Consider the following 17,620-nt stretch of genomic DNA (forward strand, 5'->3'; position numbering starts at 1 on the left):
CAGATCGAACTCCCCGCCGATCATCAGCAGCGCTACCGGCAGCGCCATGATCCCGATCGTCGACGACTGGTACAGGATGTTCGCCATCGAGTCGCCGTCGCGCACCGGCGGAGCGGCCACCAGGAAGAACACCCATACCGCGAGGGCGCCGAGGAAGACGCCCATCTCGGGGCGGGCCAACAGACGTAGGGCCAGGGGACGTTCAGCGGTCCGGCCGTCGGTCTGCTGCGGGCCGGAGGCCGGCGGTGTGGTCACCGCCGGCGCGGCCTGTTGGGTCATGCTCATCACCGGGTGCCCTTGGCGGCGAACTTGGCGACGGCATCGACGTTGGACTTGTCGACGAAGGCCGGGCCGGTCAGCACGGGCTGCTCACCGCCGCCGCTGAAGTTGCCGTTGGTCTTGTAGAGCCAGAGGGAGTCGACCGCCAGGTAGCCCTGCAGGAAGGGCTGCTGGTCGACCGCGAACTGGATGGTGCCCTCCTCGATGGCGGACACCAGGGCCTTGTTCAGGTCGAAGGTCGCGACCTTGGCCTTGCTGCCCGACTCGGAGACCGACTGCGTGGCGGTCAGCGCGATGGGTGCGCCGAGGGTGACCACCTCGTCGATCGAGGAGTCCTGCTTCAGCTTGGCCGTGATGGTCGACTTCACCGACGGCATGTCCGTGCCGTTGACGTAGAGGATGTCCGTCTTGCCGCTGAAGGTCTTCTTCACGCCGTCGCAGCGCTCTTGGAGGTTGACGTCGCCCTGGGCCTGGATCACGCACAGGGCGTGCTTCACGCCCGTCCCGTTGAGCTTGGAGCCGAGGGCCTCGCCGGAGACGGACTCGTCCTGGCCGAAGAACGACAGCAGCTTCTGCTGCTTCCAGACGCCCAGGCCCGCGTTGAGGCCGACCACGGGGATGCCGGCCTTCTCGGCCGCGGCGACGACGGCCTTCAGGGCGTCGGGCTTGGCGAGGGTGACCGCGATGCCGTCGACCTTCTGGTCGATCGCGTTCTGCACCAGGTTGGCCTGGTCGCCGGCGTTCTCGTCGTTGGAGTAGATCAGCTTGACGTTGTCCTTCGCCGCGGCGGCTTCGGCGCCCTTGCGGATGGTGTCCCAGAAGGTGTCACCGGAGGGCGCGTGGGTGACCATCGCGATCGTCATGCGCGGTGTGGAGGCCTTGCCGGCGGAGACGTCGTCGGCGCTCTCCTCGGCCTTCTTCCCGCCCGAGCTGCTGGAACAGCCCGCGAGGGTCAGGGCGGCCGCGGCGGCCATGGCCACTGCGGGGACGATTCTGCGCGAGCGGGGAAGCGGTGTGCGGGTCATGGGCGTGCACCTCACTGTGCATCGAGGAGAGATCGAGGGAGAGGGGAACCGCGGATTCCGGGTGGGCCGCTGGAGAGGAGTGGAGATCAGGGCTTCGGGAGCGGGCGGTGGAACGAGGAGGCCGATGTCCAGGTGCCGAGGCCGTTGTAGGGCCTAGCACTCGTTGGCTGCGTCCATCAGAACAACAGGACAATTTAAAGCGCTTTAAGTCCTGGTACTATCGGCCTTGTTTCGCGATCGTGTCAAGGGTGTTGCCCGAGGAGATGTGCCGCGCGGAGGTACAAGTGGACGACAGTGGTTCCCTGCGCCACCGCAACGGCGGGCACAAGCGTCCGCGGTTGGAGGACGTGGCCGCGCGGGTGGGCGTGTCCACGGCGTCGGTGTCCCTGGTGCTGCGCGGCGTGCCCGGCCCCAGCGAGCGCACCCGGCAGCGTGTCCTCAAGGCGGCTGCCGACCTCGGCTACCAGGTGGACCGCACCGCCAGCACGCTGGCCAGCAGGCGCAGCCGGCTGCTCGGTGTCATGGTCGACATCCGCAGCCCGTTCCACGCCGAACTCGTCGAGCACCTGCACACCGCGGCCGAGGAGCTCGGCTACGACCTCGTCCTGAGCACCCTCACCCGCACCCGCGACGAACAGACCGCGGTGGAGACACTGCTGGCCTTCCGCAGCGAGGCACTGATCCTGCTCGGCCCCACCTCGCCCGCCGACACGCTGGCCGCCCTCGACAACAAGGCCCCCGTCATCGCCGTCGGCCGCCGCATCGCCGGCGCCGCCCTGGACGTCGTACGCACCGCGGACGACGACGGCGTGGGCCAGATCGTCGACCACCTCGTCGGCCTCGGCCACCGCGAGATCGTCTACGTCGACGGCGGCAAGGGCGTCATCGCCACCGACCGGCGCCGCGGCTACCGCACCGCCATGCGTCGCCACGGACTGGGCGAGCACATCCGGGTTCTCACCGGAGACAAGACAGAGGCGGCCGGCGAACACGCCGCCCGCCGCGTCCTCCACGACCCCCAACTGCCCACCGCGGTCGTCGCATTCAACGACCAGTCCGCCATCGGAGTGCTGGCCGCCCTGACCCGCGCCGGCGTCGCCGTCCCGGGCCAGGTCTCCGTCGTCGGCTACGACGACGACACACTCTCCCGGCTGAGCTGCTTCAACCTGACCACCGTCAGCCAGGGCGCCCAGGAACAGGCCCGGCACGCGGTGACCGCCGCGGTCGAGCGCCTCAACCAGGACCGCACCGAACCCCGCGAGGTCGTCCTCACCCCACGCCTCGTCTTGCGCGGCACGACGGCGAAACCTGCGTGACCGTCGCGGTGCCGGACATGCGGCTGCGAGTGGCCCGTGCCTGAGGTCGGGGTGAGCCGACGATTCGGCTCACCCAATGCTTGTGTGTTGTCGAAGACACGGCGATCCTGATCTTCTTCCCGGCAGCGACCGTCTGCGGAAGTGCCACGCTGCCCTTCTGGGCCTCGTCGAACGAGACCGGGCCGAGGTCGGTGACCTTCCCGTCGGCTACGAACGCGTAGGCATGACCGGTCGTGTTCGCGTGGAGGGGCGTGGTCGCGGGATCCGATGCCGTCGCGTCCAGCGGCACTGCTGTCTTCACTCCGACCTGGTTCGCCGCGATCAGCTTCGCCGACCGCACGTCCTTCGTCAGGTTCGCGGCGGTCGGAGCCTGCTGGACGAGCTGCCACTCCTGCGAGCCGTCCTGGGCCGCGTTCTCCAAGGTCAGCGGTGCGCCCTGGGAGGCGCCGGTCAGGTACACGCCCGTGTTCTTGACCGCCTGGAACTTGTAGTAGCCGTCGGCGGTCTGGCTGACGTTCCAGCTGCCCGTCGCGCTGTTGTCGACCCACTGCCCGATCTTCTGGCCGTCCGTCGCGTTGCCGGTCCAGATGGCTGCCGCGCGGCCGCCCGACTTGTTCAGCAGCGTCACGCCGCCGTTCGGCTCGGTCACCATGTGCCAGTACTGGGTGTCCTTGTTCGCCGCCGAACCGGCGTTCTCCAGGACGTTGGTCTTGTGTGCCGATCACCTGACCCGTCTTACGGTTCGCCAACTGGTAGTAGGCGCCCTGCGACTGGCCGAGATCGACCTCGGCAAAGGCGATCGTCGACGTGCCCTGGTTGTTCAGTATGGAGACGCGACCGGTGCCCTGGACGTACTGCAGGTAGCGGCTGTAGCCGGTCGGCGAGGTCGTCTGGTACTTCTTCCACACTTCGTCGCTGCGCCCGCTCTCGTTGACCCAGACGTTGCCGCTGCCGGCGGCGTTGTACACCAGGCGGCCGTCGGGGAGCCTGATGATGACCGGACTGCCGCCCGTCGCGAGCGGGTGGGAACCGGGGTCGACGGGCAATGAGGTGACGGAGTTGCCGACGGAGCCGCCGTAGAACTTCAGCGGGTCGTCCGCGACCGCGTACCTGACGTTGACTCCCCCGCCCCAGTACTCGTAGGTGAGAAGCCACTTGCCGTCCGTCGTCGGGACGACGTCGGTCATGCCCGGCCGGCCGCCTCCGATCTCCTTCTTGCCGCCTCCCATGTCCTTCCAACTCGCGCTGCGGCCGTCCCAGGTCTTGTGGGCGAGGATCTGACCGTGCGAGTCGGGGGCGGTGTCGTTCGCGGGGTCCAGGACCGGGGCGCCGGTGGCCGGATCGAAGCCGGTGTAGTCGTTCTCGTCGGAGTAGTAGCAGACGAGCTTGCCCTTGTAGACCATCAGGTACGGCTCCCACAGGGGATCCACCTGCTTGTTTGTGTTGGCGGCCGCGATGTTCTGGCCGATCGCGCCCGCGCTGCCACCCTGCCAGCCGCCAGCCGCCGGTGGCCGGTCGGGATGACATTGGCGACCTTCCATGTGACGCCGCCATCGGTGCTGGAGTACAGGGCGATCGCCAGGTTCTTACGGTCTCCGTCGTTGGACGGCGTCCAGTTCGGGTCGGCCGCCTTGTGATCGGTTCCGGCACGACGCAGGAGTGGAGTGTCGTCGTCAGCACTCTCCTGGGCGGGGCGACGCCACCGGACTTCTCGACCTCACCGGCACCGCGCCGACAGACCGCCGTCGACTGGGAGGCAGACGCCGTTGACGTAGGCCGCCGCGTCGCTGGCCAGGAACACAGCCGCATGCGCGACATCCCACGGGCTACCCATGCGTCCGGTCGGACTGGCGGCGTGACGGGCCTCAAGAGCCTCTGGATCGTCAGTGATCTGCTGGGTGACCAAAGGGGTGTCGATGAGGCCGGGCAATACGGCATTCGCGCGGATGCCGCGGGCGGCGTAGGTCAGGGCCAACGATACGGTCAGTTGATTCACCGCGGCCTTGGCCCCGCTGTAGACCGGGTAGACGTAGCCGGTGTCCCGAATGCTCGCGACGGACGAGACGTTCGTGATGACACCCCTCCCGGCGGCGAGCATCGACGGCAGCACATGGCGTGTCGTGAGATAGACACTGGTCAGATTGACGCGCAATCCCGCCTCCCAGTCGTCCAGCCCGAGTTCGAGCACGGAGCCGGTGCGCGCAACGCCCACGTTGTTGTGGAGAACATGCGGCACGCCGAGTTCCCCCACCACGGTGCGCACCGCGGCCGCGACCTGGTCCTCGTCGGTGACGTCGGCGGTGACAGCGAGGGCGGTGCCGCCGGTAGCGGTGATCTTCTTGGCGACCCGATCGGCCTCACCGGCGACCAGATCCACCACGGCGACGAGCGCCCCGGCCGCAGCGTACGCCCGGGCGGCTGCCTCGCCGTTGCTGAGTCCGGCACCCGATGACCCCGCTCCGAACACCACGGCCACCCGGCCGCTGAGTTCGTGCACCGTGCTCACTGAACCCCGCCCGCCTCGATACGGTCCATCCCAGCGAACAGCACCTCGAAGTCAAACGATGTGTATGCCCAAGCACTGCTGCTCATCAGACCTCTCTCCGAGCGTGATTCACCCGTACGTCTCGTCCACCAACAGTCGTGCGAACCACCGGGCGGTGGTTATGTGCTCTCGGGCGAGCGTTCTCCAGAACTCGATGAGCGAGCCAGAACTGCCGGCGGTCACCCCTCCGGGCAGGTGCCGCGTGCGGCGCCCGCCGATGCGACGACCACGCACAGGACGGCGATCCACTGCGACCAGTGCGGCGACTCCCGTAAGACGACGAGGCCGATGAGGGCCGCAATCGCCGGTTCGGTTCGAGGCTCATCAGGATGCCGAACACGAACGGTGGGATCTTGCCGCATTCGTCAGGCAGCGTGCGGCGCGGTCGGCGGGAACCATGCGGTGGTGCCGCCTCACGGAGTGGTCTTCAGGAACTGGAGCAGCCGCTCGTTGAAAAGGTCGGGCTCGTTCATGTGCGGCTCGTGACCGCTGTTCTCGAACATCGAGTAGCTGCCGCGCTGGACCTGCTGGGCGAACCACTCCATTCCCTCAGCGTGGTAATACGGGTTGTGCCGGCCAGTGACGACCCAGGTGGGGATGTCGATCCGCGGCAGCACGTCCCGCCAATCCGCAGCGAAGTGGTCCAGCAGGAGCTGGCTGACCTGCTCGTGCGGAAAGTGGTCGTGATGGTGCGCCAACTTGGCGAGTTCGCGGGCGACTGCCTCCGGCGGGTCCGGCTCACGGTCCAGCTCGCCCCAGGGGTGACGCATGTTGACCTGCTCCCACGCATGAGGCCATTCGACGCCGAACACTCCCCACTTCCAGGTCTCGTCGTTGACGATTTTCGGCGACTGGTCGACAGCGACGAAGCGGCTCACGTCGCGCGTGCCGTACAGGCTGAACAGGGCCAACGACACCGATACACCCATCGAGTGCCCGATCAGGCTGACGTCGGTCAGCTGCAGACCGTCCATCAGCTCTCGCAGGTCCAGGCCGTGCCGAGACATCCGCTGACCGAACGCGGCGTGGTCGGAGTCGCCGTGGTTTCGCTGATCGATGTTGATCACGCGGTAGCCGGCGTCGAGCAGCGCGCGCCGCTGGAAGGGCCAGTATCCGCGGTTGGCGGAGTAGCCATGGACGAGCAGGACCGGTGCGCCGGATCCCTCATCGTCGTAGCAGATTCGCACGCCGTCGGAGGTGGTGAACATCAGTCCGGTTCCGCTCATGGTGGGTGTCCTACCTTTGCTGTGGGCGGCGGGCGCGCCGCTGGGGTGCCAGGAGTCCGGTCGAACCCGCCGCTGGGTGACGCGGCGCCGATCTGGATGCCCTGGGGGGAGAAGGTGGATGGAACAGTCGGGCGCCTCGTGAAGTCGCGGGGTGGTCCTCGATCACGAGTACCTCGGAGGCGACGGCAGCGGGGCTGCCCGAGGGGTCGAGGACGCGTCCGTGGGCTGCGCCTCGTCTGCCGTTCGAGGGCGGAACCGCCTGCCGAAGGTCAGCAGCACGATCGCCGAGGCGGACATTACTACGCCGACAACCCAGAGGCCCGCCTTTGATGTGCCGGTGAGGTCCAGGAGCCAGCCGGTGATGTAGGGAGCGGCGAAACCCGCCACGGCACCCATCGTGTTGACTACGGCGATGCCGCTGGCTGCGGCCGTGCCGGTGAGGAATGTCGACGGCAGGTACCAGAACACGGGGAATGCGGCGTAGATCCCGATGGCGGTGAGGCTGATGACCGCCATCGCCCCGGCTGGGGACTGCATGTACAACGCCACCGGAACGGTGATCGCGGCGAGCAGGGTGGGGAGAGCGACGTGCCAGATGCGTTCGCCGGTCCGGTCGGAGTGCTGCGCCCAGATGACAAGGGCGATCGCGCCCATGGTGAAGGGGATGGCGACGATCAGCGCCGATTCGAATATCGAGAAGTCGGTGTCGAAGGTCTTCGCGAACCCGGCGACGATGGTCGGCAGGAAGAAGGACAGGGCGAACAGGCCGTAACCCAGTCCGAAGTAGACGAATCCCAGTACCCATACCCGGGCGTCCCGCAGGGACTGGCGTACGGAGGTGTGGCCGCCTTCCGCCGTGGCCGTTTGTTCGGCGACCATGGTCGTGTCCAGCCATTCGCGTTCGTCGGGAGTGAGCCATTGGGCTTGGCGGGGGCGGTCGGTGAGGTAGAACCAGGCGGCGATTCCGAGGGCTACCGTGGGGACGCCCTCCATCAGGAACATGACCCGCCATCCGGCCAGGCCGAGGAATCCGTGCAGGTACTCGATGATCGCGCCCGACAAGGGGGCACCCAGTGCGGATGAGGCCGGCAGTGCGATCATGAACAGCCCGATCAGCCGGACTCTGACCGCTCGTGGGAACCACCACGTCATATAGAGCATGACGCCGGGGAAGAATCCGGCTTCGGCGACGCCCAGCAGGATTCGCCCGGTGTAGAGCGTGGCCGGGCTGTTCACGAACGCGATGCCGATCGCGACGATTCCCCACGTGACCATGATCCGGGCGATCCAGCGTCGCGCGCCGAATCGGACCAGTGCCAGGTTGCTCGGAACCTCGAAGAACACGTAGCCGACGAAGAACAGACCGCTCGCCAGACCGTACCCGGTTTCGCTGAGCCCGAGGTCCTTGCTCATGGTCAGATTGGCGAAGGCGATGTTGGTGCGGTCCAGGTAGTTGAGCAGGTAGGCGACCGCAAGAAACGGGATCAGTCGGAGGGCCACCTTGCGGACGATGCGTGCCTGGACGGCGTCGGGAAGTGCCTGGGGATTTTCCTGATTCATTGGGCCTGCTCCTTTGCGGGCTCAATTGAGGGGGACTGAGCGGGAGCCGTTACCCGAGCGCTGCGCCGCCGCACACGCGCAGCACCTGCCCGGTGACATACGCGGCCGCGGGCGAGGCGAGGTAGGCCACGGCCGCGCCGATCTCCTCGGGCTTGCCCATACGCGGGAGGATCTGTTGGCTGAAGTCGTACGCCACGTTTTCGGTGAGCGTCGTGGCGATCGGGCCAGGTGCCACCGAGTTGACCGTGATCCCCAGGGCGCCCACCTCTTTGGCGAGCCATTTGGTGAGGGCGATGACGCCGCCCTTGGAGGCCGCGTACGCGGGCCCGGAGCGTACCTGGTCCGCACTGCCCGAGGAGGGACCGCCCATGATGCCGCTGACCGAGCTGATGTTGATGATCGCGCCGGCACGCTGCTCGCTCATCCAGGGGCTGATGGCGGCGCGGCAGAACAGGAAGGTACCGCGGAGGTTGGTGTCGATGTCGCGGAACCATTCGTCGTCGGTGAGCCCGGTCAGGCTTGCCCGGGTGGCTGTCCCGGCGTTGTTGACGAGGATGTCCAGGCGCCCGAAGTGTTCGACGGTGTCGGAGACCACGTTCTCGACCTGCTCGCGTTCGCGCACGTCGACCGCCTTGCCTTCGTGGGTCCCGGCAGGGAAGCCGTCACGTAGCAGGGCCACCGTCTCGCTCGGGTCGCGCATGTCGGCGACCACGACATGGGCGCCTCGCCGGGCCAGTTCCACGGCGATCGACTGGCCGATTCCACGGGCGGCTCCGGTGACCAGTGCGACTCGCCCTGTGAGGTCGAACGGGTCGGTACCGGCTCGCGTCGCCTCGATGGTAGGGCGAACGGTGCTCATGTCACATCCCTGAGTGGCTGGGTGGTCGGTCCGGAGCAGGATGCGCCTCTACAGCCGTGGGCCACTACAGCGGGACGTTGAAATGCGAACGCCGATTTTCCTCTTACTGTCGAACCCTGGTGTCCATGAGGTCCATCATCGTGAGGCCGATGTGGAGCACGAGCCGGGTGCGGCCGTCGGCCAGGTCGAGGCCGGTGAGCTCACTGATGCGACCGAGACGGTAGTAGAGGGTGGTGCGATGGATGTTCAGCACTTGCGAGGTCGCGGGACCTGAGCACGCGTTGTCCAGGTAAGCGCGCAGGGTCTCGGTGAGCTGGCGGCCACGGTCGATGTCGAGGAGGCGGCGCAGCTCGACCGGCAGCGCGCTCGCGGTGAGTTCGTCAGCGGGGATGCGGAGCAGAGGGCCGTAGGGTCCGACATCGGCCCAGACAGCGATGTCCGTGCCCAGTACTGACAAGGCGGCGCGGCGGGCCAGTCGGGCCTGGTCCGCTGTCTCCACGGCGCGGTCGAGGCCCTCGGCTGCGGATCCGACACCGGCCACCGGTGTGAAGCGGCCTGCGGCCATGTCCTGCACACGCTCGACGATCCGTTGCGCGTGGCCGCGGCTGACGTTGTCGGCGAGGGGGGCGGAGCCACCGAGCAGCAGCAACGCACCGTCGGCGGTGATCGCGTGCAGTTCGGCCGTCGAGCCCGGCGGGCGGCTGAAGGTCACGGCGTCGCGCAGTGCCATCTCGACATGGGACGCGCTCACTGTCTCCGCGACGGGTACCACCCCTACGTCGATGGCTGTGACGTGCGTGAACCGGTTGAGCTCGTCGCCCGGGCCGAGGTCGGCCAGTGCGCGGCGACGCACTGTGGGTTCCTTGCTGACCAGGTCCCGGACCGCTCGTTCGCGGGCAACCGCGCCTTCGTCACCAGGACGTTGGCCCGCCAGCATCGGTGCGACGATCTGTGCCGTTTCGCTGATCGTCGCGAACTCGGAGCTGATGAGGGAGCCTTCGGCGTCCATCACCAGCAGCAGGCCGAGGAGATCGCCGCGCCATCGGATGGGTACCGCAACACGGGCCTTCATCCCGATCTCCTCGTAGGGAGGGATGACGCCGGCGGTGGTCCAGGTCGACACCCCCTGGGCGAGGACGTGACCGATGGCTTTGGGGCCGGCGTCGCGGTGCAGGATCGCCTGGACACGGACCTGGTCCTCGTCGCCGAAGTGGGCGCTGCTGTAGAGCATGCGTACGGTCGGATCGACGATCACGACTGACCGCCGCAGCTGCTGGGCGAGCCGGTCGACGATTGGCTGGATCTCGTTGTCGGACACCCGTGGATTCTACAGAGAGAGGAAAGGCGGTCACGTTTCCTCGTCCCGCGACGGTGTCCGGCGGCGCGTCCGAGCGGCATGGTGAGCAGCCGACCGGGGCGTGCTCGGGCAGTGATTCCCCGCCGACTTCAAAGATGAAGGTTCTCGATGACCAAGCCACCGCAGTTGATCGGATGGGCCCATACCCCGTTCGGCCGCCATCCGGACCATGACATCGAAAGGCTGATCGCCACGGTCAGTGGCGCGGCTGTCGAGGACGCCGGGCTGGAACCCGGCGACATCGACGCCATCTTTGTCGGAGTGTTCAACAACGGCTTCTCGAAGCAGGGCTTCGAGGCCGCGCTGGTCGGTGCCGGCGTCCCCGCTCTGGCCTCTGTGCCTGCGGCCCGGGCGGAGAACGCGTGTGCCACCGGGTCGGCGGCGCTGTTCGCGGCCCTGGACCGGATCGAAGCCGGACGTGCTCGCGCCGTGCTCGTCGTAGGCGCCGAGAAGATGACGTCGGTACCGGGATCAGAGATCAACGACATTCTGCTGAGTGGTTCCCACCGGCGTACCGAGGCGTCGGCGGGCAGTTTCGCGGGTGTCTTCTCGGGCCTGGCTGATCGTTATGCCGAGCGGTACGGCGACCCGCACGACGCCATGGCCGAGATCGCGGCGAAGAATCACCGCAATGGGATGGCCAACCCGTTGGCGCACGTGCGGAAGGATCTGGGGTTCGACTTCTGCGCCACCGAGTCCGAGCGAAACCCGCGCGTCGCGGGACGGTTGCTGCGCACCGACTGCTCGATGGTGTCCGACGGCGCGGCCGCCCTGGTCGTCGCCGACGCCGACCTCGCGAGCACCGCGCACCGCGCGGTCGCGGTGCGCGGCCGTAGCCACGTCAACGACCACCTGGCGGTCGCCGCGCGGCCCGATCCGCTCGCCCTGGTCGGTGCTGCCGCGGCGTTCCACGGTGCGCTGGACGAGGCCGGAACCCGGCTGGCGGAGCTCGATCTGCTCGAAACCCATGACTGCTTCACCATCGCCGAACTCCTGCAGTACGAGGCGTTCGGCATCGCCGCGCCCGGCAAAGCCGCCGAGGTTTTGGCGAGCGGCGCCACTCACCGTGACGGATCGTTGCCCGTCAACGTGTCCGGCGGGTTGAAGGCGAAAGGACATCCGCTGGGCGCCACCGGTGTGTCCCAGCACGTCATGGCCGCCATGCAACTCGTCGGAGAAGCAGGCGCCATGCAACTGCCCACCGTTGACCGTGTGGCCGTGTTCAACATGGGCGGTGCCGCCGTGGCCAACTACGCCACCGTCCTGGAGCGGGCACGATGACCATCGCCGACGCACGAAAGAACACAGAACTCACCGGCGAGGCCGGAGCACCGCGGCACCGGGCGGTCAATCTCGCCCACCTGCTGACGCAGACCGCCCGCCGTTCTCCCGATGCCTGCGCGCTGGTGCACGGTCGAACGCGGTGGACGTGGCGGGAGCTGGACCGGCGGGTTTCGGCGCTGGCCGCGCGCCTGCTCGCGCTCGGCGTCCGGCCCGGCCAGTGCGTGCTGCTGGACGGCCCGAACCAGCCGGAGTACGTGCAGGCCATGTTCGCCGTGTGGCGTGTCGGGGCGGTGCTCGCACCGGTCAACGCGCGTTCGCACGACAGCGAACTCGTGCCCATCGCCTCGGCGTGCGAGCCCGTCGTGATGATCGCGCACAAGTCGGCCGCTTCGCACGTGGGTGCCGTCGAATCGGTGGTCGGTCCCGGGCTGGTGACCTTGTGGCTGGAGGAGATCGGCTCGTTCTCCGACCCGGAGCGGGACGTGCCGGATCACGGAGTCTGGGCCGGGGACGCCGCGTGGTACTTCTTCACCTCGGGCACCAGTGGCTCCCCGAAGGCGGCGGTGCTCACCCACGACCAGCTCGGCTACGTGATCACCAACCACATCGCCGATCTGATGCCGGGCACGACCGAGGCCGACCGGTCCCTGGTCGTGGCTCCGCTGTCGCACGGCGCGGGCGTACACCTGCTGCCCCAGGTCGCGCGCGGGGCGGCCACCGTCATCCCGGTCTCGGCGAGTCTGGATCCCGCCGAGGTGTGGCAGCTCGTGGAGTCCGAGCGGATCACCAACCTCTTCACGGTCCCGACGATCCTCAAGCGCCTCACCGAACACGACTCGGTGCACGAACGCGACCACTCGTCGCTGCGTTATGTCGTCTACGCCGGCGCCCCGATGCCCCGCCGGGATCAGCAGCACGCTCGGGCGACGTTGGGCGAGGTCCTCGTGCAGTACTACGGGCTGGCCGAGGTGACGGGCAACATCACCGTCCTGCCGCCGTATCAGCACGACCACGAGCCGCCGGCGAACGTCGCGTACGGCACCTGCGGATACCCGCGTACCGGAATGCAGATCAGCATCCGGGACGCGGAGGGCAACGAGGTCGCCGCGGGAGAGACCGGGGAGATCTGTGCCGCGGGACCGGCCGTGTTCCGGGGATACCTGCGCAACCCCGAGGCGACCGAGGCCGCCCTCCACGACGGCTGGTTCCACACGGGCGATGTCGGAATGCTCGACGAGCAAGGCTTTCTCTACATCACCGGCCGATTGTCCGACATGTACATCTCCGGTGGATCCAACATCCACCCCCGTGAGATCGAGGAGAAGATCCTCGGCCACCCGGCGCTCAGCGAGGCGATCGTGCTCGGCATGCCGGACGCGACATGGGGTGAGGTCGGTGTCGCCGTGTGTGTCCTGGCCGACGGCTCGTCCGTGGCCGGTGAGGAGATCCGGCAGTGGCTGACCGACCGCATGGCGCGCTACAAGGTGCCGCGGCATGTCGTGTTCTGGGACGAGCTGCCACGGTCCGGGTACGGCAAGATCGTGCGCCGCACCGTCCGCGATCGGCTGATCGAGCAGGGCTGGCCGTCATGACGTCGGGTCGCTGGGCACAGCCCCTCCGTCATCCCGGAGCCGTGGCGGCGGAACGCCGCGTCTCCGTGCCGACCACCAGCACACCGCGCCGGGTGACCCTGCCCGCCGGGGCGCGCCTGGTCGACGCCATGGCCCACGAGATCGAGGCCCTGGGGGCGAGCTCCGGTCAGGTCGAGCTGCTCGACGGGTCACTGTCCCGGGTCAGCTACTGCGTCCCCGCGTTGTGCCACGACGGCACGACCGCGGTGACCTTCAGCTCCACCAGGGAAGCCGTGGCACCCGCGCGTCTGATCGCCGGGTCGGCCACCGTCGGGTTCAGGCAAGGGCAGCGTTTCGCCCACTGTCACGCCGCCTGGTTCGATGCGTACGGCGAGGTCAGAGGCGGGCACGTGTGGCCGGAGACCGTCATCGGTCCTGGCCCCGTCCACGCCGTCGTGCATGCCCTGAATCAGGCCGAACTCATCAGCGACACCGACGCCGAAACCCGGTTGCCCGTCTTCACGCCGCGTCCGGCCCGGCCCCGCGGGGTGAGCGGGCCCGGCGCGGTGCGGGCGGCCATGTCCCGCGTGGCACCGGGGGTCCGGCTTGCCGAAGCCGTCCGCGACGTGATGCGGGAGAACGGGTTCGAGCGTGCGTCGATCGCGGGCAGCGTGGGCAGCCTGGTCGGTGCCGTCCTCCGGCGCGACGGTGGTGCGTTCATCGTCGACGGGCCGGCCACCGAGGCGTCCCTGATCGGCCGCTTCGACCTGCGTGATCCCGCCGCACCGTTCTCCTGGATCAGCGGGGTGGCGATCGACCGGTTCGGAAACGTCCACCGCGGAGAGTTCCTCGATGAGGAGAACATCGTCGCCGTCACCTTCGAACTGCTGGTCGAGGAGGTGACGCGGTGAGGCCCCTCGATCGCCTCCGGGCGCACGGGTGGCAGGGAGGTGGCGCCAGCGACAGTCTGTTGGACCGGGTCGCCCAGGCGAATGACGCCTCCCATTACCTGCTCACGCCACAGGCCGTCGTGGTCGCCGGGAGCACCCAGGACGTCACCGAGCTGATGACCGCCGCCGGCCGGGCCGATGTCGCCCTGACCTTCCGCGCCGGCGGGACCAGCCTGTCCGGACAGGCGGTGACCGACTCCGTTCTGGTCGACACCCGCCGTGGCTTCCGGGGTGTCGAGGTGCTCGACGACGGCCGCGCCGTGCGGGTGGAGCCGGGAGCCACCGTCGGCGCCGTCAACGCCGCTCTGCGGCCCTACGGCACGAAGCTCGGCCCCGATCCGGCCAGCGAGTACGCCTGCACCATCGGCGGCATCGTCGCGAACAACTCCAGCGGGATGACCTGCGGCACGCATGCCAACCCGTACCGCACCCTTCGTACGCTGCGGTTCGTCCTGCCCAGCGGCACCCTCGTCGACACCGGCGACACCGACGCCGACGCCCGCCTGCGCGCGCTCGAACCGGATCTGTATCGAGGGCTGCTCCTGCTGCGTGACCAGGTCCGCGAAAACCCGGCGCTGGTGGCCCGGATCAGGGAACTGTTCGCCATCAAGAACACCATGGGCTACGCGGTCAACGCGTTCCTCGACTTCGACGCGGCCGCAGACATCCTCGCCCACCTCATCGTGGGCAGCGAAGGCACACTCGCCTTCATCGCCTCGGCGACTTTCATGACCGTGCCGGTGCTTCCGCACACCGGTACGGGTTTGCTGGTTCTGCCGGATCTGGTGTCGGCCGCCTCGGCGCTGCCCGCGCTCATCGACAGCGGCGCCGCGACGATCGAGTTGCTCGATGCTCAGTCGCTGCGTGTCGCCGCCGCCGACAAGGACGCCACCGAACGCCTGCGCGCCCTGCCCATCTCTCGACAGGCCGCGCTCCTCGTCGAATACCAGGCGCCCACGGTCCCGCATCTGCAAAACCTCCTCCAGGAGGCGGAAGCGCGCTTCGAATGGACCTCGGGCGGGGGCGATGAGCTCACGACGGATCCCGCGACACGGGCCGCGTTGTGGAAGATCCGAAAGGGACTCTTCCCCGCCGTCGCCGGCGCCCGGGCAGCCGGGACCACCGCTCTCCTGGAGGACATCGCCGTTCCTCCCCCCGTCCTCGCGGACACCTGCGCGGAACTGACACGGCTCTTCGGCAAGCACGGGTACGACGACAGCGTCATTTTCGGGCACGCCAAGGACGGCAACATCCATTTCCTGCTCAGCGCCGAGTTCCAGGACTCCGCCGGGGTGGACCGGTACGCGGCCTTCACCGAGGACATGGTCGATCTGGTACTGGGACGCGGCGGCACACTCAAGGCCGAGCACGGCACCGGCCGGGTCATGGCGGCGTACGTCCAACGACAGTACGGCGCCGAGCTCTACGACGTGATGCGGCGGATCAAGAGCCTGTGCGACCCGCGCCGGATCCTCAACCCCGGCGTCCTGCTCACAGACGACCCGGCCATCCACCTGCGACACCTGAAGACGACCTCGCCGATCGAAGCCGAAGCCGACCGCTGCGTCGAATGCGGCTTCTGTGAACCCGTCTGTCCCAGCAAGGACCTCACCCTGACCCCGCGGCAACGCATCGTCACCCGCCGCGCCATCGCCGCCGCGCGGCAGGCCGGCGACGATGCGACCGCCACGGAACTCTCCCGCGCCTACGAGTACTCCGGCGTGCAGACCTGCGCGGCGGACGGAATGTGCCAGACAGCCTGTCCGGTCGACATCGACACCGGCGCGCTCGTCCGCCGACTGCGCGCCGAAAGCCGCGGCAAGACCGCCCAGGCGATCGGCCGCACGGCCGCCCGCCACTGGGCCGGCGCGACAAAAGCCGCGGCGGCAGGGCTCACCGTCGCCCACCGACTGCCGACCATGTCCACGGCGGCGACCGGTGCCGCGCGCAAGGTCCTGCCGACGGAAGCCGTACCGCAGTGGTCACCCGAGCTGCCCCGCGGCGGCCACGTGAGGTCCGGCAGGCCGACACCCCGTCCCGACATCGTGTTCCTGCCCAGCTGTACCGGGTCGATGTTCGGCAGCGCCGGCGACGTGTCCACGGCGGACGCGTTCCTGTCGCTGTGCGCGAAAGCCGGCATCCGGGTGGCCGTGCCCGACGAGGTGGCTGGTCTGTGCTGTGGGATGCCGTGGTCGTCCAAAGGACTCACCGGCGGCGCCGAGGTGATGAGCCGCCGTCTCCACGCCGCGCTCCGGCAGGCCGGTGACGAAGGTGCCGTACCGGTCGTTGTCGACGCGTCGTCGTGTACCGAAGGAGTTCGCAAAACACTGCCGTCCGGGATGCGTGTCGAGGACGCCACCGAGTTCACCGCACGCGACATCCTGCCGCGGGTGGACATCGAGCGAACCCTGGACGTGCTGGCTCTGCACCCGACCTGTTCGTCGGTCCGCATGCACACTGACGACAGTCTGAAGATCATCGCCGACGCTCTCAGCGCACATGTCTTCATCCCGCCTTCATGGGGATGCTGCGCGTTCGCCGGCGACCGTGGACTCCTGCGCCCGGAACTCACCGACAGCGCAACCCGCCGCCAGGCCGCCGAGGTGCGCGAGTCCGGCGCCACCCTGCACGTCTCGTGCAACCGCGCCTGCGAGCTCGGCATGACCCGCGCCGTCGGCCGGCCCTACCGGCACATCCTCCAGGTGCTGAACGAACGAAGCACAAGGAGGTCGGCGTCCGCGTCGATCCCGCCGACGCCGTCCACGTGATCCACTATCTCGATACCGAGGGGCGGGCCGGATCGAGCCGGATCGGGATCGCCTTCGTGACTCACCGCTACGTGCGACCGGGCATCACGTGCACCGGATTGTTCGACGCGGTCGGCGCGGATCTGCTGACACGCGGCGGGTTCGAGGACATGCTCCAGGCCGCGGCTCACCCGGACGCGCGCGAGGGTCTTCGCGGTGGGATCCGTGGTGTGGCCGAGCTGCACGCCGCCCACCGGGACGTGTTGCGCGTCCTGTTCTCGATGGCCCTGCTCGACGCCTCCGCGGTCGGTGGCGCGATCCAGCGGATGGAACAGGGCCGGGCCGGCGGGCTGGCCCGCCGGCCCGGGACCTGGCCGCCCAAGAGGCGCTGCGTCCGGACGTCACCGCCGACCAGGCCACCGACCTGTTGTGGCTGCTGACGAGCTTCGACGGCTTCGACCTGCTGTACACCGGCCGTGGCCTGTCCGTGGAGGAGACCGCGACGGCACTGATCACGACCGCCGAGCGCAGCCTGTGCCGATGAGGTCTGAGCCCGACCGTCAAGCACGGACAGGGACGACACACGCAGTACGGGGCCCTATGAGTCGGCTACCGGGGCCGGGTGATCTGGAACACCAGCCGGTCGGAATGCCGCCTGCGCCCAGGATGCCGGACCCGACGCTCCACCTTCGGCAGCAGCGGCTCAAACACCGCCCACGGCTCGTCGTAGTGCAGCGCGACCACCGGAGACCGTATCGCCGTTACCCTTCATGGTGTCAACGGCGTCACATAGCGGGCGCCAAACCACTGGAGGCAACACCCCGTGCTGATTGCTCAGCGTCCGTCCTTGACCGAAGAGGTCGTCGACGAGTTCCGCTCCCGGTTCGTGATCGAGCCGCTG

13 protein-coding genes and 2 pseudogenes are annotated in these 17,620 nt (G+C 68.6%); 6 read left to right on the forward strand and 9 right to left on the reverse strand.

What is annotated here, in order from left to right; genetic code table 11:
* Nucleotides 1–285 (reverse strand): annotated as a pseudogene (locus AC5P09_RS48520) (ABC transporter permease); the annotation flags it as partial.
* On the reverse strand, nt 285–1,304 hold the full coding sequence (locus AC5P09_RS48525; protein WP_493880074.1) for a substrate-binding domain-containing protein: 1,020 nt from the start codon (nt 1,302–1,304) through the stop codon (nt 285–287). The pseudogene AC5P09_RS48520 and the gene AC5P09_RS48525, both read right to left, overlap by 1 nt.
* Before the next feature lie 284 nt (nt 1,305–1,588).
* On the opposite strand from AC5P09_RS48525, the gene AC5P09_RS48530 reads away from it, so the two are divergent.
* Nucleotides 1,589–2,620: a LacI family DNA-binding transcriptional regulator gene (locus AC5P09_RS48530; RefSeq protein WP_493880075.1), complete on the forward strand. Its 1,032-nt coding sequence runs from the start codon at nt 1,589–1,591 to the stop codon at nt 2,618–2,620.
* Between the two features lie 373 nt (nt 2,621–2,993).
* Here the strand turns inward: AC5P09_RS48530 and AC5P09_RS48535 are convergent.
* The 6 genes and pseudogenes from AC5P09_RS48535 to AC5P09_RS48560 all read right to left on the reverse strand — a co-directional run.
* Nucleotides 2,994–4,259 (reverse strand): annotated as a pseudogene (locus tag AC5P09_RS48535) (RICIN domain-containing protein); the annotation flags it as partial.
* A gap of 78 nt (nt 4,260–4,337) precedes the next feature.
* Nucleotides 4,338–5,117, reverse strand: coding sequence for an SDR family NAD(P)-dependent oxidoreductase (locus AC5P09_RS48540; RefSeq protein ID WP_493880076.1), 780 nt, complete (start codon nt 5,115–5,117; stop codon nt 4,338–4,340).
* A gap of 461 nt (nt 5,118–5,578) precedes the next feature.
* Nucleotides 5,579–6,391 carry an alpha/beta fold hydrolase gene (locus AC5P09_RS48545; RefSeq protein WP_493880077.1) on the reverse strand — a complete coding sequence of 271 codons (813 nt, stop codon included), beginning with the start codon at nt 6,389–6,391 and terminating at the stop codon, nt 5,579–5,581.
* A gap of 162 nt (nt 6,392–6,553) precedes the next feature.
* Nucleotides 6,554–7,951: an MFS transporter gene (locus tag AC5P09_RS48550; RefSeq protein WP_493880078.1), complete on the reverse strand. Its 1,398-nt coding sequence runs from the start codon at nt 7,949–7,951 to the stop codon at nt 6,554–6,556.
* Between the two features lie 49 nt (nt 7,952–8,000).
* Nucleotides 8,001–8,810 carry an SDR family NAD(P)-dependent oxidoreductase gene (locus AC5P09_RS48555; protein WP_493880079.1) on the reverse strand — a complete coding sequence of 270 codons (810 nt, stop codon included), beginning with the start codon at nt 8,808–8,810 and terminating at the stop codon, nt 8,001–8,003.
* 103 nt (nt 8,811–8,913) lie between these two features.
* The gene (locus tag AC5P09_RS48560) at nt 8,914–10,128 is read right to left on the reverse strand and encodes a PucR family transcriptional regulator (RefSeq protein ID WP_493880080.1); all 1,215 of its coding nucleotides are present in this window, start codon (nt 10,126–10,128) and stop codon (nt 8,914–8,916) included.
* Between the two features lie 147 nt (nt 10,129–10,275).
* Between AC5P09_RS48560 and AC5P09_RS48565 the strand changes: the two genes are divergently transcribed.
* Genes AC5P09_RS48565 through AC5P09_RS48585 form a run of 5 tightly spaced genes read left to right on the forward strand, consistent with a single transcriptional unit; the run spans nt 10,276 to nt 17,159 of the window.
* Nucleotides 10,276–11,448 (forward strand): thiolase domain-containing protein, encoded by a 1,173-nt coding sequence (locus AC5P09_RS48565; protein ID WP_493880081.1) that lies wholly within the window; start codon nt 10,276–10,278, stop codon nt 11,446–11,448.
* Nucleotides 11,445–13,043 (forward strand): AMP-binding protein, encoded by a 1,599-nt coding sequence (locus AC5P09_RS48570; protein ID WP_493880082.1) that lies wholly within the window; start codon nt 11,445–11,447, stop codon nt 13,041–13,043. The genes AC5P09_RS48565 and AC5P09_RS48570 overlap by 4 nt, the downstream gene beginning before the upstream one ends.
* 41 nt (nt 13,044–13,084) lie before the next feature.
* A complete protein-coding gene (locus AC5P09_RS48575) occupies nt 13,085–13,933 on the forward strand; it encodes a PCC domain-containing protein (protein WP_493880083.1) in 849 nt (282 codons plus the stop codon).
* Nucleotides 13,930–16,740, forward strand: coding sequence for an FAD-binding and (Fe-S)-binding domain-containing protein (locus AC5P09_RS48580; protein WP_493880084.1), 2,811 nt, complete (start codon nt 13,930–13,932; stop codon nt 16,738–16,740). Before AC5P09_RS48575 ends, AC5P09_RS48580 begins: the two co-directional genes overlap by 4 nt.
* A complete protein-coding gene (locus AC5P09_RS48585) occupies nt 16,737–17,159 on the forward strand; it encodes a hypothetical protein (protein ID WP_493880085.1) in 423 nt (140 codons plus the stop codon). Before AC5P09_RS48580 ends, AC5P09_RS48585 begins: the two co-directional genes overlap by 4 nt.
* Nucleotides 17,160–17,422: 263 nt before the next feature.
* On the opposite strand, the gene AC5P09_RS48590 is transcribed toward AC5P09_RS48585, so the two are convergent.
* A partial coding sequence (locus AC5P09_RS48590; protein WP_493880086.1) for a hypothetical protein occupies nt 17,423–17,620 on the reverse strand: 198 nt, incomplete at its 5' end.

The organism is Streptomyces sp. a15 (assembly GCF_059026085.1).

Coding starts and splice junctions, on each gene's coding strand:
- AC5P09_RS48545 (WP_493880077.1), bottom strand. CDS start 6,391: ATGAGCGGAACCGGACTGATGTTCACCACCTCCGACGGCGTGCGAATC.
- AC5P09_RS48565 (WP_493880081.1), top strand. CDS start 10,276: ATGACCAAGCCACCGCAGTTGATCGGATGGGCCCATACCCCGTTCGGC.
- AC5P09_RS48555 (WP_493880079.1), bottom strand. CDS start 8,810: ATGAGCACCGTTCGCCCTACCATCGAGGCGACGCGAGCCGGTACCGAC.
- AC5P09_RS48525 (WP_493880074.1), bottom strand. CDS start 1,304: ATGACCCGCACACCGCTTCCCCGCTCGCGCAGAATCGTCCCCGCAGTG.
- AC5P09_RS48570 (WP_493880082.1), top strand. CDS start 11,445: ATGACCATCGCCGACGCACGAAAGAACACAGAACTCACCGGCGAGGCC.
- AC5P09_RS48550 (WP_493880078.1), bottom strand. CDS start 7,951: ATGAATCAGGAAAATCCCCAGGCACTTCCCGACGCCGTCCAGGCACGC.